The 17,051-nt window shown below is 58.9% G+C and carries 16 protein-coding genes; 3 read left to right on the forward strand and 13 right to left on the reverse strand.

All coding sequences use genetic code 11. The features are described 5' to 3' along the window. Genes dapA through dapB form a run of 3 tightly spaced genes read right to left on the reverse strand, consistent with a single transcriptional unit; the run spans nt 1 to nt 2,462 of the window. Nucleotides 1-909: a 4-hydroxy-tetrahydrodipicolinate synthase gene (dapA, locus tag QP971_RS06885; RefSeq protein WP_225746820.1), complete on the reverse strand. Its 909-nt coding sequence runs from the start codon at nt 907-909 to the stop codon at nt 1-3. A 56-nt stretch (nt 910-965) separates the two neighbouring features. Next, nucleotides 966-1,712: an FAD-dependent thymidylate synthase gene (gene thyX, locus QP971_RS06890; protein ID WP_284791085.1), complete on the reverse strand. Its 747-nt coding sequence runs from the start codon at nt 1,710-1,712 to the stop codon at nt 966-968. A gap of 3 nt (nt 1,713-1,715) precedes the next feature. Further along, on the reverse strand, nt 1,716-2,462 hold the full coding sequence (gene dapB, locus QP971_RS06895; RefSeq protein ID WP_049377438.1) for a 4-hydroxy-tetrahydrodipicolinate reductase: 747 nt from the start codon (nt 2,460-2,462) through the stop codon (nt 1,716-1,718). Between the two features lie 148 nt (nt 2,463-2,610). Between dapB and QP971_RS06900 the strand changes: the two genes are divergently transcribed. Together QP971_RS06900 and QP971_RS11380 are read left to right on the forward strand one after the other, a co-directional pair. Next, nucleotides 2,611-2,994, forward strand: a complete 384-nt coding sequence (locus QP971_RS06900) for a VOC family protein (protein ID WP_284811193.1) — start codon at nt 2,611-2,613, stop codon at nt 2,992-2,994. 114 nt (nt 2,995-3,108) lie between these two features. Further along, on the forward strand, nt 3,109-3,807 hold the full coding sequence (locus QP971_RS11380) for an AMIN-like domain-containing (lipo)protein (RefSeq protein WP_420361651.1): 699 nt from the start codon (nt 3,109-3,111) through the stop codon (nt 3,805-3,807). A gap of 96 nt (nt 3,808-3,903) precedes the next feature. Here the strand turns inward: QP971_RS11380 and QP971_RS06910 are convergent, their stop codons facing one another. The 4 genes from QP971_RS06910 to QP971_RS06925 form a co-directional block, all read right to left on the reverse strand. Continuing rightward, nucleotides 3,904-6,150, reverse strand: coding sequence for a polyribonucleotide nucleotidyltransferase (locus QP971_RS06910; protein WP_284811174.1), 2,247 nt, complete (start codon nt 6,148-6,150; stop codon nt 3,904-3,906). Between the two features lie 143 nt (nt 6,151-6,293). Next, the gene (gene rpsO, locus QP971_RS06915) at nt 6,294-6,563 is read right to left on the reverse strand and encodes a 30S ribosomal protein S15 (protein ID WP_005278802.1); all 270 of its coding nucleotides are present in this window, start codon (nt 6,561-6,563) and stop codon (nt 6,294-6,296) included. A gap of 169 nt (nt 6,564-6,732) precedes the next feature. Beyond that, complete coding sequence (locus tag QP971_RS06920) at nt 6,733-7,665, reverse strand: nucleoside hydrolase (RefSeq protein WP_284811175.1); 933 nt, start codon at nt 7,663-7,665, stop codon at nt 6,733-6,735. Beyond that, nucleotides 7,666-8,688 carry a bifunctional riboflavin kinase/FAD synthetase gene (locus QP971_RS06925; RefSeq protein ID WP_269953068.1) on the reverse strand — a complete coding sequence of 341 codons (1,023 nt, stop codon included), beginning with the start codon at nt 8,686-8,688 and terminating at the stop codon, nt 7,666-7,668. 23 nt (nt 8,689-8,711) lie between these two features. On the opposite strand from QP971_RS06925, the gene truB reads away from it, so the two are divergent. Continuing rightward, nucleotides 8,712-9,605, forward strand: a complete 894-nt coding sequence (gene truB, locus QP971_RS06930; RefSeq protein WP_284811176.1) for a tRNA pseudouridine(55) synthase TruB — start codon at nt 8,712-8,714, stop codon at nt 9,603-9,605. Here the strand turns inward: truB and QP971_RS06935 are convergent. The 6 genes from QP971_RS06935 to infB all read right to left on the reverse strand — a co-directional run bounded on the left by QP971_RS06935 (nt 9,602) and on the right by infB (nt 17,014). Further along, nucleotides 9,602-10,276 (reverse strand): 4'-phosphopantetheinyl transferase family protein, encoded by a 675-nt coding sequence (locus QP971_RS06935; RefSeq protein WP_284786934.1) that lies wholly within the window; start codon nt 10,274-10,276, stop codon nt 9,602-9,604. The two genes, truB and QP971_RS06935, sit on opposite strands and share 4 nt — an antisense overlap. Next, a complete protein-coding gene (locus QP971_RS06940) occupies nt 10,273-11,085 on the reverse strand; it encodes a metallophosphoesterase family protein (protein ID WP_284811177.1) in 813 nt (270 codons plus the stop codon). Before QP971_RS06940 ends, QP971_RS06935 begins: the two co-directional genes overlap by 4 nt. An 86-nt stretch (nt 11,086-11,171) precedes the next feature. After that, complete coding sequence (locus QP971_RS06945; protein ID WP_284811178.1) at nt 11,172-12,488, reverse strand: MATE family efflux transporter; 1,317 nt, start codon at nt 12,486-12,488, stop codon at nt 11,172-11,174. 20 nt (nt 12,489-12,508) lie between these two features. Next, a complete protein-coding gene (locus tag QP971_RS06950; RefSeq protein ID WP_284811179.1) occupies nt 12,509-13,471 on the reverse strand; it encodes a DHH family phosphoesterase in 963 nt (320 codons plus the stop codon). Continuing rightward, the gene (gene rbfA, locus QP971_RS06955) at nt 13,472-13,915 is read right to left on the reverse strand and encodes a 30S ribosome-binding factor RbfA (protein ID WP_239273073.1); all 444 of its coding nucleotides are present in this window, start codon (nt 13,913-13,915) and stop codon (nt 13,472-13,474) included. 264 nt (nt 13,916-14,179) lie between these two features. Then, the gene (gene infB, locus QP971_RS06960) at nt 14,180-17,014 is read right to left on the reverse strand and encodes a translation initiation factor IF-2 (protein ID WP_269953074.1); all 2,835 of its coding nucleotides are present in this window, start codon (nt 17,012-17,014) and stop codon (nt 14,180-14,182) included. Between the last annotated feature and the right edge of the window lie 37 nt (nt 17,015-17,051).

The raw sequence follows: 17,051 nt of genomic DNA on the forward strand, positions 1-17,051 counted from the left end.
TTAGAGGACTCCAGATTGTTCCAGATCACGGCGAAGCACCTCGCGTTCCTCCTCACTCGCAGCGGTGACAGGAAGACGGGTATCGCCAACTTCGATGCCCTGCAGGCGCAGGGCTTCCTTTGCAAACGTCGCTCCGCCCAACCGAGCTTGTGCATGGGTTAGCGGAAGAAGCGTAGTGACATTGATTTCTCGGGCGCGGGCCATATCGCCCGCGTCGAAAGCTTCATAAAGTTCTACCAAGGCACGCGGTGCAACATGGCCGATGACGGAGATGAAACCAGAAGCGCCGAGGGAAAGCCACGGCAGGTTAATCGGATCATCACCGGAATACCAGGCCAAACCGGTTTCTTGGATGAGTTCTGCGGCCGCAGGAAGGTCGCCCTTAGCGTCCTTTACGGCTTGGATGGTCGGCAAATCCGCAAGGCGGCGGAGGGTATCCGGCGCCACTGGGATGCCCGAGCGGCCAGGGATGTCATAGACACAGATCGGCAGATCCGTGGCTTGCGCGACTGCGGCAAAGTGCTCGTAAACGCCCTTCTGAGAAGGCTTGGAGTAGTACGGAGTTACCACCAGCAGGCTATCTGCCCCCGCTTCCGCGGTGGCCTGAGCCAACTTAATAGAGGTTGCGGTGTCATTCGTTCCGGCACCGGCGCAAAGCTTTGCGCGGTCTCCTACTTCTTCCTTTACGGCTTTGAGCAGCTCCAGCTTCTCTTCGACCGAAGTGGTCGGCGATTCACCCGTGGTTCCACCTAGGATGAGCGAATCAACGCCATTGTCAACGAGATGAGCTGCTAGGCGACGACCTGCTGCAACGTCCAGCGCACCGTCACGGTCAAATGGGGTGACCATGGCGACGCCGATGCGTCCAAAGGTGTCGACGCCAGTCTTTGCTGTCATACCTGTGCTCATAGCCGTCAAGATTACCCTTTTGGCTTGCAATTAGCCGCATCGGGGTCCCGCGCGTGTTAGGCGTAGGGGCTCGCTGCCATCTGGGTTCCATCAGCCAGAGTGGTGATATTGAAATCATCAAAGAGCACTGGCGCCTTGCTTTGCAGCAGTTTCAGGCACTCCACCGCAACGTGGCGGAGTTCCTCATCGGCCTGTTCGGCGGCCCGTGCACCAATAAAGTGCCGCCACGCGCGATAGTTGCCAGTAACAACGATGCGCGTTTCTGTGGCGTTTGGCAGCACGGCACGCGCCGCCTGACGAGCCTGCTTCTTGCGCAGGAGCGCGTTAGGTTCATCCAGCTTCTCTTCTAGTGCGCTAAGCAGTTCATCGTAGACAAAGCGAGTCTCATCTACCGCTTGCGTTACTAATCGGCTAAGTTGCTCGTCCTCAGCCACCAATTTAGGCAGGACCACCTCCGTCTCCTCCGGGTGCACAAAGCGCTGGGAGAGCTGAGAGAAGGAAAAGTGCCGGTGGCGCACGAGCTCATGGCTCGCCGACCGCGACAGCCCTGTGATGTACATGGTGGCCGTGGCATGCTCGAGCAACGCAGTATGGCCTACCTCCATGATGTGGTGCAGGTAGGCTTCATTAGTTGCCGTGCGAGGATTTGGCTTATCAAAGGACTCGTAGCAAGCCCGTCCTGCAAACTCGACAAGCGCCTCGCCATCAGAGGCCGAGTCATCCACGTGCCACTCCACGCCCTGCGGGGCGTGGAACTGCGTTGCGGCAATGAGCTGAATGTCTAGCTCACTTGCTTTAGCCATGGTTTAAAGCCCCAGGTACTTATCAAGGCCTACGACTAGGCCCGGGTGGTCTGCAATTTGGCGCACGCCCACCAGTACGCCTGGTGTAAAGGACGCGCGGTCATAAGAATCCTGGCGGATGGTCAGCGACTGACCTTGAGCACCAAAGACAACCTCTTCGTGTGCCACCATGCCACGGGTGCGAACCGCGTGAACCGGGATGCCGTCGACGGTGGCGCCGCGGGCACCATCGAGCTGCTTTTCGGTAGCATCCGGCATGTCACCCAGACCAGCCTCCTTGCGGGCGGCGGCAATTCCTTCGGCAGTATGGATCGCAGTACCGGACGGTGCATCCAACTTGGTTGGGTGGTGGAATTCGATAACCTCTGCAGTCTCAAAGAACTTAGCAGCCTGCTTAGCTAGCACCATCGTGAGCACTGCGGAAATGGCAAAGTTCGGCGCAATGAGGACATTTCCAGCACCGTCCTGCTTGGTCCACTCCTCTACCTGAGCCAAGCGCTCCTTATCAAAACCGGTGGTTCCCACCACACAGTGAATCCCGTTTGCGATGCAGAATTCAAGGTTTCCCATTACGGAATCTGGCTGGGTAAAGTCCACAATGACCTCAGCGTGGGCGTCGATAAGCTGCTGCAAATCATCACCGCGGTCAATTTCCGCTACCAGATCGAGGTCATCTTCCGCGTTGACACCTTCAACGATTGCCTGGCCTACGCGTCCATGCGCGCCCAGTACGCCAACCTTGATAGCCATGGTGTGTTCTCCTTCTTCAGCCACATCGGTAGTACTTTTCTCCCCATCCTAACGCGCATGGAGGTTGCACAATTCTTCGCCTGCCTTGGAATGGACTTGCGCTCTTCGACGATGCCCTGAGTCTCACTAGGATGGCGAGCATGCAGATATATATATCGCTTCCGTCCCCGTAGACGGCGTTGCCCGCGCTCACGACTTTTACGTCAATACCCTTAGCTTCCGAGTCAAGGATGACGTAACTCACGGAGCTTTTCGGTGGCTTACTGTTACCAATGCTGAAGGTGAGGGAAATACCGAGCTGCTTCTGGAACCGAAGGGCCATCCCGCCGCCAAAGACTACGCCGCAGCACTCAAGGCCGACGGTATTCCGGTCACGCAGTTCCTGTCCGCCGATGTGGAAACCGAATATAAGGAGCTCAGTGACAAGGGCGCGAAGTTCACCATGGAGCCCACCGATGTCGGGCCGTCCATCATCGCTGTTTTTGAGGACACCGTGGGCAACCTTATTCAGCTCGTGGAACTGAAGAGGTAGTCGCACCCTCCCTTCATCATACGGATTAACAATTGCATCACTTCCTAATTCTTGTCCCATCTGCCCCAGTAGAATGGGTGTAACAACACGGTAAGCACCAAGGAAGTGATGAATATGTCTCCCTCAATTTTCTCTCGCACTATCGCCGTGGCCATCAGTGCAGGATGCGCGTTAGCGCTTTCCGCTTGTTCCGATGAGGACACTACGCAGGCAGACGCGCCGGCTTTCAGTGAGGTTCAGTCAACTACCGACACTGCTGAAGTTCAGAACAGCTCCCCTACCCCTGCCGCCACTTCTGCACCGCGCAGTACCTCAACGGCGGATGCAGAAAAGCAAAAACTCCCCCAAGACTCTGCCTCAATGGCGTTCGCCGGTATAGGCACGGCCTCTCTCGAGGACCAACAGCATATGCCAAAGAGTCTCGGAAATCTCGTCCCCACGGGTGTGCGGGTGGGGGCGCACGATGGGTTCACCCGCGTCGTCATTGACATGGAGGGCGAAGGTGAACCGGGGTGGTTTACTTCCTATACTGATAGCCCTGCCCAACAGGCATCCGGAAAGCCGGTTGAGGTCCAAGGAAATGCCTTCCTCAACCTAGGCATTGAGGGAACGCCGTGGCCTTCTACCCCAGAGCTAAAAGAAAAGTACATGCAGCCAGGCACGACCCCTGGTGCCGGGGTGGTCAGCGCAGTCAACTACACCACCACCTTTGAGGCACAAACACAGCTTATTATTGGTCTAGAGAAGAAGACTGCCTACTCCGTGACGTATCTGAAGGACCCCTCGCGCGTGGTCATCGACTTCCAGAACTAACGTTTAGCGTCGCCTCTAATTGGTGCACATCTACGAAGAAAGGCTCTGCCTTCCAGCGAGTGAGCTGGAAGGCAGAGCCTTCTTTGGGTTTAGGAATTAGTCCTCCACCGGAACCAGGGAAATCTTGCCGCGGTTATCGATATCCGCGATTTCTACCTGAACCTTATCGCCAACGTTGATGACGTCTTCTACCTTCTCGATGCGCTCGTCGCCACCAAGGTTAGAAATGTGGATCAAGCCATCGCGACCCGGGGTCAAGGAAACGAATGCGCCGAACGGCACGGTCTTTACCACGGTGCCCAGGAAGCGCTCTCCAACCTTCGGCAGCTGGGGGTTTGCAATGGAGTTCACCTTATCGATGGCAGCATCCGCAGCCTCACCGGTAGCAGCGGAAACGTAGACGGTTCCGTCATCCTCGATGGAGACATCGGCGCCGGTTTCCTCGGTGATCTGGTTGATGGTCTTGCCCTTTGGTCCGATAAGCTCGCCGATCTTATTAACCGGGATATTGACGGAGGTAATCTTCGGAGCAAGGCCGGACATCTCATCCGGGGTATCGATGACCTCAGCCATGGTTTCCAGGATGGTAGAGCGGGCATCGCGAGCCTGCTCCAGGGCCTGGGCCAGGACCTTAGACGGGATGCCATCCAACTTGGTGTCCAGTTGCAGGGCGGTGATGTACTCAGAGGTACCGGCGACCTTAAAGTCCATATCGCCAAAGGCATCCTCGGCACCGAGGATATCCGTCAGGGCGACGAACTTTTCCTTGCCATTTACCTCGCCAGAGACCAGGCCCATAGCGATGCCAGCTACCGGAGCCTTCAGCGGAACACCGGCATTGTAGAGGGACAAGGTGGAGGCACACACAGAGCCCATAGAGGTCGAGCCATTGGAGCCCAAGGCCTCAGAGACCTGGCGGATGGCGTACGGGAAGTCATCGCGGGATGGGATGACCGGAAGCAGAGCGCGCTCGGCCAATGCACCGTGGCCGATCTCGCGGCGCTTCGGGGAGCCCACGCGGCCAGTCTCGCCAGTGGAGAATGGCGGGAAGTTGTAGTGGTGCATGTAGCGCTTGGATTCCACCGGGGTCAGGGAATCAATCTGCTGCTCCATCTTGAGCATGTCCAGGGTGGTAACACCCAGAATCTGGGTCTCACCGCGCTCGAACAGGGAGGAACCGTGAGCACGCGGAACCAGGTCCACCTCAACGGAAAGGTCACGGATATCGGTAACGCCGCGGCCATCGATACGGAAGCCCTCGGAGAGGATCTTCTGGCGTACGATCTGCTTCATCAAAGCGTTATAAGCGCCGCGAATCTGCTTAGACGCATCGGCCTCTTCCAAGTCCTCGAACTGGTCCAAGAGCTTTTCTTCGACCTGCTCCATGTATTCATTGGTGGCGTCGTCACGTTCCTGCTTGCCCGGAATGGTCAGCAGCTTCTCTAGCTTCTTGGTAGCAGCCTTCTCCACTGCCGCGAAGACATCATCGCCGTATGCCGGGAAGAGTGGGAACTCCTGGGTCTCCTTGGCGGCACGCTCCGCGAGACCGTTCTGGGCTTCGCACAAGGTCTTAATGAATGGCTTTGCTGCTTCCAAGCCTTCAGCAACGGTTGCTTCCTGCGGTGCAGGAGCGCCGTCGGCAATGCGCTCAGCAACGTTGGTGCCAGCACCGGCCTCGACCATCATGATGGCTACGTCGTCCTTGCGGCCCTTTTTGACAATGCGGCCGGCAACGACCATCTCAAAGAGAGCGCGCTCGTGCTGCTCGTGGTTCGGGAAGGCCACCCACTGGCCCTCGGGGTGCTTATCATCAGCGATCAGTGCCATACGGACGCCGCCGACAGCGCCGGAAACGGGCAGGCCGGACAGCTGGGTGGCGGCGGAAGCGCCGTTGATAGCAACGACGTCGTAGTACTCTTCCGGATCCTGGGACATCACGGTGACAACGACCTGGACCTCGTTGCGCAGGCCCTTGACAAAGGTTGGGCGCAGCGGGCGGTCGATAAGGCGGCATGCCAGGATGGCTTCAGAAGAAGGACGGCCCTCGCGGCGGAAAAAGGAGCCTGGAATCTTGCCGGCCGCGTACATGCGCTCTTCTACGTCCACAGTCAGCGGGAAGAAATCAAATCCCTCGCGTGGCTGGTTGGACGCGGTGGTCGTGGCCAACAACATGGTGTCATCGTCCAAGTAGGTGGTCACGGAGCCGTCTGCCTGCCGGGCCAGCTGGCCGGTTTCAAAGCGCAGGGTGCGGGTGCCAAAGTCACCATTGTCTAGCGTGGCAATGGCCTCGGTAATGCCAAAGTCCTCGTCAATATTGAACTCGACGGAGTTCTGAACGCTCATTAAAAAATGTCTCCTTGAGTGGTTTAGGCGATCGTCGATGCCGCCTGGTCGATTTTGTCTATGACAACGGTGTCAAATTCTAACAGAAAAACCACAAAAGCCCCGCCAAAGGGCGGGGCGAGGTGGCCGAAGCTGGGCCGAAATTAACGGCGCAGACCCAGGCGAGAGATCAGATCACGGTAGCGATCGACATTGTTCTCAGCCAAGTACTTCAGCAGGCCACGACGGCGACCAACCATCAGCAGCAGACCACGACGGGAGTGGTGATCGTGCTTGTGGAACTTCAGGTGCTCGGTCAAAGTATTGATGCGGGAGGTCAGCAGGGCAACCTGTGCCTCAGGGGAACCGGTATCGGTTTCGTGCAGGCCGTACTCCTTGAGGATTTCGGCCTTCTTCTCAGTGGTCAATGCCATGAGTATTTCTCCTTTATTTCAGTCCACATTATCGTGACGCTTAAGCCTGCGCTGGGCGCAGTACTTGTGCGTGCCGCAACTGCTGTGAACCGCAGTCGCTAAGCCAAACAAACACCTTACAGCGCCCAGGCAGAAAAAATCAAAACCACATGGCTTCTAGGCTGTGCTTTTAGAGCTGGCTGAAGAGTGTCTCAAGGCGTTCGACAAACTCTCGCACAAAGCGCTCACTATCCACACCCACAGCCACTCGGGCGGTGGGCGGCGCATCCAATCGCGTTTCATCCGCGATTGTCCGTCCACGGGTAGGACCGGCGGTGTCAGTCTTGAGGTTTAGCGAAAGGACGTCGACAAGCGAGGCATCTGCCGCCACCGCAACGGCCAATGGATCGTGCAGGCCGCACCCGCCCAAGTGGGGCGAGGTGGTGGCGTAAGCGCGGATATAATAGTCCACCATATCCGCAAAGATGCGGCCGGCGCGGGTACCGGTAGCGCGCCAACGCGCGGACTCCGCCGTGGTCAAAAGTGTGCGCAAGGTAACATCCAAACCAACCATGGTGGTATCGCTAGTGTGACGGAAGAGGTAATCGGTAGCTTCCGGATCCTGGGAGATATTGGCCTCAGACCACGGCGTGACGTTACCAGGAACGGTGAGAGCCCCACCCATCATCACCAGGTGTGCGGCCGTGGCAAAGGAAGGGTCCTGCTGCATGGCGGCAGCAATCGTGGTGGACGGGCCGGTCGGAATGATTACTAAATCATCGCCGTGCTCGTGCACAGCCTCGATAAGGAAATCGGCCGCAGGTTGGGACTGCACCTGGGTGGTTGCCGGCGTAAGAAGGACCTCCCCCACGCCGTTGTGACCGTGGATAAAAGAAGAAATCTCGCTTGGCCGAAAACCATCCGGGCTAGGCCCCGCAAAGACTGGAATATCGTCTTGGCCCAGTAGCTCTAGAAGGGCCAGTGTATTGCGCACGGCTAAGGGCACGGTCACGTTGCCGTACGTGCAGGTCACGCCGATTAGGTCCAGGTCCGGATGGGCGATGGCGTACGCCAGCGCTAGGGCATCATCAATGCCGGTATCAAGATCGAGAATCGCCTTCATTTATTTCTCCCGCAGGAAGTAGTCTTTCGCGGTCCAGCCCTGCGCCTTAGCATCGGCAGCGAGCACCTGGCGGGCCTTGGCTACGTCATTGGCCATCGCTTCTAGCAGCTCGTCTACGGAATTGAACTTCACCATATCGCGGAGGTGGCCCACAAAGTGCACCGTGGCCTCGTAGCCGTACAGGTCAGCGTCGCGGTCGAGCACAAAGGACTCGATAGAGCGCTCCTCATCGCCGAAGGTGGGGTTAGTGCCTACGGAAATAGCGGCCGCATAGGCCACGCCAGGGCGCATATCCCCTTCGATAGAGGAATCAGAGTGCACGATGAACCAGCCCGCGTACACACCATCGGCCGGGATGGCCACCGTATCCGGGAAATACTGATTGGCAGTGGGGAATCCCAGCTCCTTGCCACCACGTCCTGCGCCGCGCACTACGGGGCCGGTCACGGTGAAATGGCGACCGAGAGCCCAGTTTGCGGATTCGATGTCCCCCTGCGCAAGGCACTCACGGATGTGGGTGGAGCAAATGCGCACGCCCTCATCATCCAGCAGTGGGACGATTTCGACACTAAAGCCGAACTCGGCACCAAAGTCCTGCATAGACTGGGCGGTTCCGGTGGCGCCGGCGCCAAAGGTGAAGTTCTCGCCTACCACGATGTGCTGTGCTGCGAGCTTTCCTACCAATAAATCCTCTACGTAGGGCCGTGGCTCCACCCCAGCAAGGTCTCGGGTGAAGTCAATAACGAGTACGGCTGCAATGCCCATCTCTTCGGCCAATTCCAGTCGGCGTTCAAAGCTCAGCACCGCCAAGGGCGCACGCTCTGGGAGGAATACCGACACCGGGTGCGGGTCAAAGGTCACCATGACAGGGCGCTCACCATGAGCGCGTGCATGCTCCACGCAGGCGGAGATGAGCTGCTGATGGCCCCGGTGCAGGCCGTCAAAGACGCCGATGGTTACTGACGTTGGGCCCATTTCCGCGGGGATGTCATCGATTCCGTACCAAATATCCACGCAGACCATCGTAGAGCATAGACTTAGAGGCTATGACTGATGCGCTCGCAAACTCCGGACTCGTCATCGTAGACAAACCCGCCGGCATGACCTCCCACGATGTTGTCGGCCGCCTACGCAGGTACTTTCACACCAAGAAGGTAGGCCACGCCGGCACTCTTGACCCCATGGCCACCGGCGTGCTTGTCCTTGGCTTGGAGCGTGGCACCAAGTTCTTGGCCCACATGGTTGCCTCCACTAAGTCCTACGACGCCACCATTCGCCTCGGCGCCGCCACCACAACCGATGACGCCGAAGGAGAACACTGCTGGGGCGCTAGCGCTGCGGCCATTGACCGCACCGCAATCGAGGCAGAGATTGCCAAGCTCACCGGCGATATTATGCAAAAGCCCGCGGCCGTATCCGCTATTAAAATTAACGGCCGCCGCGCCCATGAGCTAGTACGCGAGGGCCAGGAGGTAGACATTCCCGCCCGCCCAGTAACGGTAGATAGGTTTGACGTTCTGGCAGAGCGCTGCGAGGGCGACTACATCGATCTAGACGTCACGGTGGATTGTTCTTCCGGTACCTATATTCGCTCCCTGGCCCGCGATCTGGGCGAGGCCCTGCAGGTGGGCGGACACCTGACCGCCTTGCGTCGCACTAAGGTGGGCCCTTTTGCGCTTGCCGACGCCCTCTCGCTCGACGCCCTTGCCGATTCCCCTCGCCTTTCCCTCAACTTGGATGAGGCCTTGGCTCGCTGCTTCCCCGTCCTTTCCGTCACGGAGGAGGAGGCAGCCGCCCTCGCCATGGGCAAGTGGCTTGAGCCCCGCGGACTCAAGGGCGTCCACGCTGCTGTGGCCCCTAATGGCCAAGCCGTGGCGCTCATTAAAGAAAAAGGCAAGCGCCTAGCCACCGTATTTGTGGCACGGCCCTCTACCCTTTAGTGGCTAAAGTCTAAAGCCGGAACCGAGGTGGAGACGATAACGTAGCCATCTCGAATTACCCAGCGCCCAGTGATAAAAGGCACCGGTGTGGGCCTAGCTAAAATATAGGAAATAAGCGTGCCATCCTCGCGCAGGTCAATTTCTGCTTGGTCAAAATCCAGCCAGCGAAAGGTCATGGGAAACCACGACTTATATGTGGCCTCCTTGGCACAAAAAAGCAATCGGTCCGGGCAGGTAATCCCCGCCTCACGAAGCCGCAAAAGCTGCGGCATCTCCCCCGCTCGGGCAATCATGGTGAGCACATGATCCGGCAGCGGTTCGGCGGGTTCTGCATCCAGGCCTACGGATTTTAAGGCTGAGGCAGGGGCAACCACCGCAGCCCGCATGCCCTCGGTATGCGTCATCGAGCCTACAAAACCCTCGGGCCACAGCGGCATGCCGCGCTCGCCGCGCAGAATCGGCGTCGCCGGGCTGGCCCCCAATTCCTGCAAGGCTCGGTGCGCACACCACCGAGCATCTCCGAATTCTGCCTTGCGTACATCAACTGCCTGGGAAACCAGAGACTTTTCTTCGGCCGCGAGTTCTTCAAAATTGGCCAAATCCGTATAGCTAGAGTCCGTGCGTACGTAGCAATAGCGCGCACTTTCTGGAAATAGCTCTGGATACATCATCGTGTCCCCTCCTCTACAAAGGAACGCAGTACCGGATAGGGCCACGCCTGGGCGTTCTCACGCCCCTGCCATTCACGCGGATACCCCAATGACGTTTCGATGTGGTCAACGCCGTCCACATTCATGCGAGACGGCATATGCAGGTGCCCATAGATGACGGACTGCGCGTTATAGCGCCGCGGCCACGACCGCGTATGCCTGGTTCCGCACCACAAGGCAATTTCAGGAAAGCGCAATAACATTGTCGGCTCTTGGACCAACGGCCAATGGTTAACCAACACGGTAGGACCATGGACTCGGGAAAGGCGCTTGATGGAATAGGCCAACCTGTCCCAGCACCACGCCCGCACGTCTACAAAGGGGGCGATGGCGAACTCATCGGTCATCATCAGTTGTTTTGCGCGCGCCGCGTCAATAGCTTCGTCCACGGTAAGGCCATGCGGACGGAAACTGTAATCATACAAAGTAAATAACGGAACGATGGTGGTCCCGTGGAATACCGGATACGGGTCTTCGGGAGTAATAACTCCAATTTCCCTGCACCTTTCCACCAGGTGCGCATACTTTTCTCGGCCTTGATACCGGTCCTGGGAGCGGGAGAATAGCTCATGGTTACCCGGCACCCAGATGACCCTGGCATAGCGATCATTGAGCTGGCGCAAAATACGAATAATGAGATCGGTGCGTTCTGCAACGTCCCCGGCCACGATGAGCCAATCTGCGGGATCGGGTGGGGAGAGCTGATCAATGCGCTCGCTATTGGTTTTGACCGCTCCATGCAGGTCAGAAACCGCCCACACTGTTGGCATAGGTTTCTCACCCGCCTTCCTAGGATCTGCGCGCTGCGCGGAGCCGAGCACCACGCAAGAGTATGAACACGCCTACTTTAGCGCAGCTAGCGCCCCTGTACTACGGCCCATTTCATCGAACGGAACCGGTAGACCACACCCACCATGCGGAAAGCAATGAAAGCGGCGAGGCCACACCACACGCCGGTTAAGCCTGTACCCATGAAGTGCGCCAAGATAACGCCCGGCAAAAATCCCACCAAGACCGAAGAAATGGTCAGCGTGCGCAGGAACGCAGCATCGCCCGCGCCCAGCAAGACACCATCGAAGGCGAAGACCACGCCACCGCCGATAACCATGGCTACCAGGATCCACCACGGCTGGGAGATGGCATCGAGCACTTCCGGAGCGGAAGTGAAGATGCGCGGAATAACCCCTGCACCAGCAGCAAATACGACAGCCAAGAGGCCAGAGAAAATCGTAGAGTACAACGCCACCTTGCTGCCCACACTTCGTGCGTGCCGCGCAGAGCCAGCACCTAGTGCAGCACCAGTCAATGATTGCGCGGCAATGGCTAACGAATCCAAGATGAGGGACATGAAGTTCCACAGCTGCATCATGATCTGGTGACCGGCCAAGGAAGCGGTACCAACGCGGGAAACCACAGCCGTGGCGGTAAGAAAGGCCACCTGGAAGCTAGCCGAACGCAAAATAAGATCGCGGCCTAAGATGAGCTGTTCGCGTACCACATGCCACTGAAATTGCCAGGAGCCAGTATGTTCCTTGTGCAATTCGCGGACGAATAGCGCAGCAATAATGCTCATGCCTAATACCGTGGCAATGGCCGAGCCTGCCAGCCCCCAGAAATGAACGAAGATGGGCACCGCAATAGCGCCGGGAATCATGCCCGACAAAGTAAAGTACAGTGGCTTCTTTGTATCTTGGACACCACGCATCCAGCCGTTTCCGGCCATCTCCACCAGAGTAACGGGAATAGCCAGAGCTGCGATACGCAACCACAAGGCCGTCCCGGCGGCTGTAGTGGGATCACCAGTGAGAGCACGGGCAAATACTCCGCCGAAAATCCACATGATTACCGCGAGCAGCCCGCCTACTCCTAGAGCCACATAGGTGGCTTGCACGCCTTCAGCAACCGCAGCTTCGCGCTTGCCGGAGCCAAAGAGCCGAGCAGAGCGAGCGGTCGTGCCGTAGGACAAGAAAGTCAACTGCGTCGTCACCACGGAGTGAATTGTGGTGGCTGCAGCAAGCGAGGCGAGCTCTTGGGCACCAAGACGACCGACAACCGCGGTATCTAGCAAAAGGTAGAGCGGCATGGCCGCAAGTACGCCAAGCGCGGGAAACGCGAGGCCAAAGACCTCGCGTGCGGTTACCGTGCCGGCGGTGGAGCGATCCTGAGCGTTCATTCCATCCGTCTGCCTATTTCTCATTGGATAGCGGCCACCAATTCCTTAATAATCTCTTCCGGAGCCCCGTGGGCGGTATAGCCCGCGGCCGGTACATGCCCGCCGCCGCCGAAGGTTAGCGCCACCGAAGAACAATCAATGCGAGAAGAACGCAAAGAAACCGCCCAAACCTCCGGAGCTTGTTCCTTAAACACTACGCCGACGGTGGTTCCTTCAAGCGCGCGAACGAACTCCACTAGTGATTCGACAGCCGAATCGGAGTGTCCCTGGATATCTTCCAGCCGCGCGACGAGAATGCCTAGGGTGTGCTCCCCTGCTTCTTCGAGGCGCAAACCGGCCAATACCCTACCGATCATCTGAAGATCGTCCGGAGTGGTGGAATCTAAAAGGTCAGCTGCGATCTGCTTGGTATCAAGATCGTAGTGCATGAGGCGGGTGGCAATATCGTGCATAGCCGGCCTACCCCAGCGGAAGCTGCCAGTATCGGTCATCAAACCGGCATATAAGCAGTGCGCAATATGACGGTCAATCTGAATCTCCAGTGAATCCAGGATTCTCAGCAATACCACGGTGGTGGATTCACATTCAGTGTCCACCACATTGACGGCACCAAACCCTGGGTTAGAAGAATGATGGTCAATGCACAGAACCCGGCCCTGCTGGGCTAGCTGTTCAATCCGATCCGCAAAGAACCCCGTTCGGTCCAAAGAACCACAATCAACGGTGACGTAGAGGTCATAGCCTTCCGGCAGCTTAAGACTAGTGGTGACGTCGTCGGCGGCAGGAATGGTGTAAAGGTTATGGGAAATTTCCCGCTCCTGCCCCACAACGGCGCACACGTCTTTGCCCCGTTGACGCAGTGCGAGCAGCAACGCCGCAGCAGAGCCGATGGCATCGGCATCCGGCCGCAGGTGCGTCACAATGCAGATGCTGTGAGCATCGTGCAAAGCGGCAACTGCCGGCTCGTATTGCTTCTTGGTCACTTAAGCCTCGTCTTCATCGGAGGTCTTATACGGGTTCGCATCCCCTGCCGGCTGGGCGTTTTCCTTCAGCTTTGCCAGTTCTTCATCGCGGGCGCGAGCACGGGCCAGGAGTTCTTCCATATGAGCAGAGGTCTCCGGAACGGTATCGACCTCGAAGGTTAGCGTCGGGGTAAACCGCACCGAGAGTTGATCGCCCACAATCTTGCGCAGCTGACCTTTAGCGCGCTTGAGGGCTTCTTCTGCTTGTGCGAAGTCTGGCTCGGAGTCAATGTCTTTTCCGCGCACGGTATAAAAAACGGTGGCATCGTGCAGGTCGCCCGTCACTCGAGTATCCGTAATGGTCACCAACTCGAGGCGGCGATCCTTAATCTGGCGTTCGATGGCGCTTGCCACGATTTCCTGAATGCGCTTGGCCATGCGCGCTGCGCGTGCGTGATCGACCATGTGAACCTCCCAGCTCAAAAAGAATCTATCTCTAAAATTACCGCCAACCGGTAGAAGAAACCACCAGTTTAGTGCCGAATCGCGGACAATGAAAACCCGTCGCGGCAGCGCCTGTAGGCAGCGGTACCCACGGCGCCCTCGACTCACAGACGCAGGAATAGCACAAGGCCCGCTTCCCCATCTCCCCGGGCCTTCCCTACTGTGTGCTGGCAGCACATGCAGTGGGGACGGCGGGAGCGGAAGCGGGCCTTGAGACGGCGACTCTTAGTCGCGCGGAACCTCGACCTCTTCGTAGGCCTGGATGATGTCGCCTACCTGGATATCCGGGTAAGAGAGCACCATACCGCACTCGTAGCCGGCCTTGATCTCGGTTGCGTCGTCCTTTTCGTGACGCAGGGACTCAATCTTGGCATCGGCAGTGATGACGTTGTTATCGCGCAGCAGGCGAACCTTGCCGTTGCGGACAACCTTGCCCTCGGTGACCATGCAGCCGGCGATGGTACCCACCGCGGAGGACTTGAACAGGGCGCGGATTTCGGCCGCACCGGTGTCGCGTTCCTCGTAAATCGGCTTGAGCATGCCCTTGAGCGCAGCCTCGACCTCTTCGATGGCCTTGTAGATGATCGTGTAGTAGCGAATATCCACGCCCTCTTGGGTGGCCATCTCCGTCGCCTTGCCTTCCGCACGGGTGTTGAAGGCAATAATGACGGCGTCGGAAGCCGCTGCGAGAGATACGTTGGTCTCGGTCACAGCACCGACACCACGGTCGATGATGTTGAGCTCAACTTCGTCCTCGGTCTTGATATCCAGCAGGGCATCTTCCAGTGCCTCGACGGAACCGGCGTTGTCGCCCTTGAGGATGAGGTTGAGGGTCGAAGTCTCCTGCAATACCTTGTCCAGATCCTCCAGGGAGACGCGCTTGCGCTGCTTGGCCTGCAGGGCAGAGCGCTTGCGAGCATCACGCTGGTTAGCAATCTGGCGGGCAACGCGGTCGTCTTCCACCACGAGCAGGTTATCGCCTGCACCCGGCACACCGGACAGACCCTGGACCTGCACCGGACGGGATGGGCCAGCCTCTTCGACATCTTCGCCAAACTCATCGAGCATGCGGCGGACACGACCGTGCGCATCACCGACGACGATGGAGTCACCCACGTGCAAGGTACCGCGCTGAATGATGACCGTTGCCACCGGACCACGGCCGCGATCCAGGTGCGACTCAATGGCCACGCCCTGTGCGTCCATGTCTGGGTTAGCGGTCAGCTCCAAGGCGGCATCCGCGGTCAAGATGACCGACTCAAGCAACTGGTCAATGTTCTTGCCCTGCTTCGCGGAGATATCCACGAACATGGTGTCACCGCCGTACTCTTCCGGAACCAGGCCGTACTCGGTGAGCTGGCCACGGATCTTATCCGGCTGAGCTTCCGGCTTATCCACCTTGTTCACAGCCACGACGACCGGAATATCGGCAGCCTTAGCGTGGTTGATGGCCTCCACGGTCTGTGGCATGACGCCGTCATCGGCGGCAACCACGAGGATGGCCAAGTCGGTGGACTTAGCACCACGGGCACGCATGGCGGTAAAGGCCTCGTGGCCCGGGGTATCCAGGAAGGTGATGGTGCGCTCGCCGTCCACGTCCACCGTGGTTTGGTAGGCACCAATGCCCTGGGTGATGCCGCCTTCCTCGCGGGCGCCCTCGTTGGTCTTACGGATGGCGTCCAACAGCCGGGTCTTACCGTGGTCAACGTGACCCATAACGGAGACGACTGGAGGACGATTCTCCAGTGCTTCCTCGCCGCCTTCGTCCTCGCCGAACTTCAGGTCGAAGGACTCGAGCAGCTCGCGATCCTCGTCCTCAGGCGAGACGACCTCAACGTTGTAGTTGATCTCGGAGCCAAGCAGCTGCAGCGTATCTTCCGATACGGAAGCGGTTGCCGTCACCATTTCACCGAGGTTGAACAGTGCCTGCACCAGTGCTGCTGGATCCGCGCCGATCTTCTCGGCGAAGTCAGACAGGGATGCGCCACGACGCAGGCGGACGGTCTGGCCCTTGCCATCTGGCAAGCGCACGCCGCCTACGACATGCTTTTGCTGCTCCTCGTACTCATGGCGCTTCTGACGCTTGGACTTCTTGCCTTTACGTGGAGCGCCACCTGGACGGCCGAATGCACCCGCGGTGCCGCCGCGGCGTCCGCCGCGTCCGCCTCCGCGGAAACCGCCTGGACGGCCACCACCTGGGCCACCGTGACCCGGACCGCCGCGACCGCCGCGACCGCGACCACCACGTCCACCGCCGCTCGGTGCCTTAGACGGCATCGACGCAGGGTTCGGGTGGGACGGCATCATGGCCGGGGATGGACGACGACCGCCGCCACCCTGGTTATTGCCACCCTGGCGGTTATTTCCGCCCTCGTTCTGGCCACCGCGCTTACCGCGGTTATCGCCTGGCTTATTGCCGCCACGCTGACCCTTGGAACCGCCTGGGCGGGGGCCCGGACGGTTGTCGCCGCCACCCGTGGAGAACGGGTTATTGGCTACGCGACGGGAACCGCCTGGCTTCGGCATTGGACGAGGCATGGAATTGCCTGGGGTCGGGCGCTCGCCCGACTTCTTGCCGCCAGCCTGGTCTGGCTTCGGTGCGCCCTGGCCAGGCTTCGGTGCAGCAGGCTTAGCACCAGGCTTCGGGGCCTGAGCACCCGGCTTCGGGGCAGCTGGCTTTGCGCCGGGCTTAGCAGCAGCACCCTGTCCCGGCTTCGGTGCGCCCTGGCCAGGCTTCGGTGCAGCGGCCTTCGCGCCTGGCTTTGGCGCCTCTGCGCCCGGCTTGGGGGCAGCGGGCTTCGCACCCGGCTTAGGGGCGCTCGCCTTTGCGGTGCTCTTAGCGGCACCCTTGGCAGGCTTATTGTCTTGCTTCTTTTCGGCGGCGTCATCGCCGCCGGACTGTGCTTCATAATGAGCTCGCATCTTCTTAACCACCGGCGGTTCGATGGTGGAAGAAGCAGTCTTTACAAACTCACCCTGTTCTTTCAGGGTGGCGAGCAGTTCCTTGCTGGTTACTCCGAGCTGCTTTGCGAGCTCGTGAACACGTAGCTTTCCGGGCACTTGTCTCCTCTTGGTATCGACTAGGAGTCAAGGCCGC

Source organism: Corynebacterium marquesiae (genome assembly GCF_030229635.1).
GTDB classification, from domain to species: domain Bacteria; phylum Actinomycetota; class Actinomycetes; order Mycobacteriales; family Mycobacteriaceae; genus Corynebacterium; species Corynebacterium marquesiae.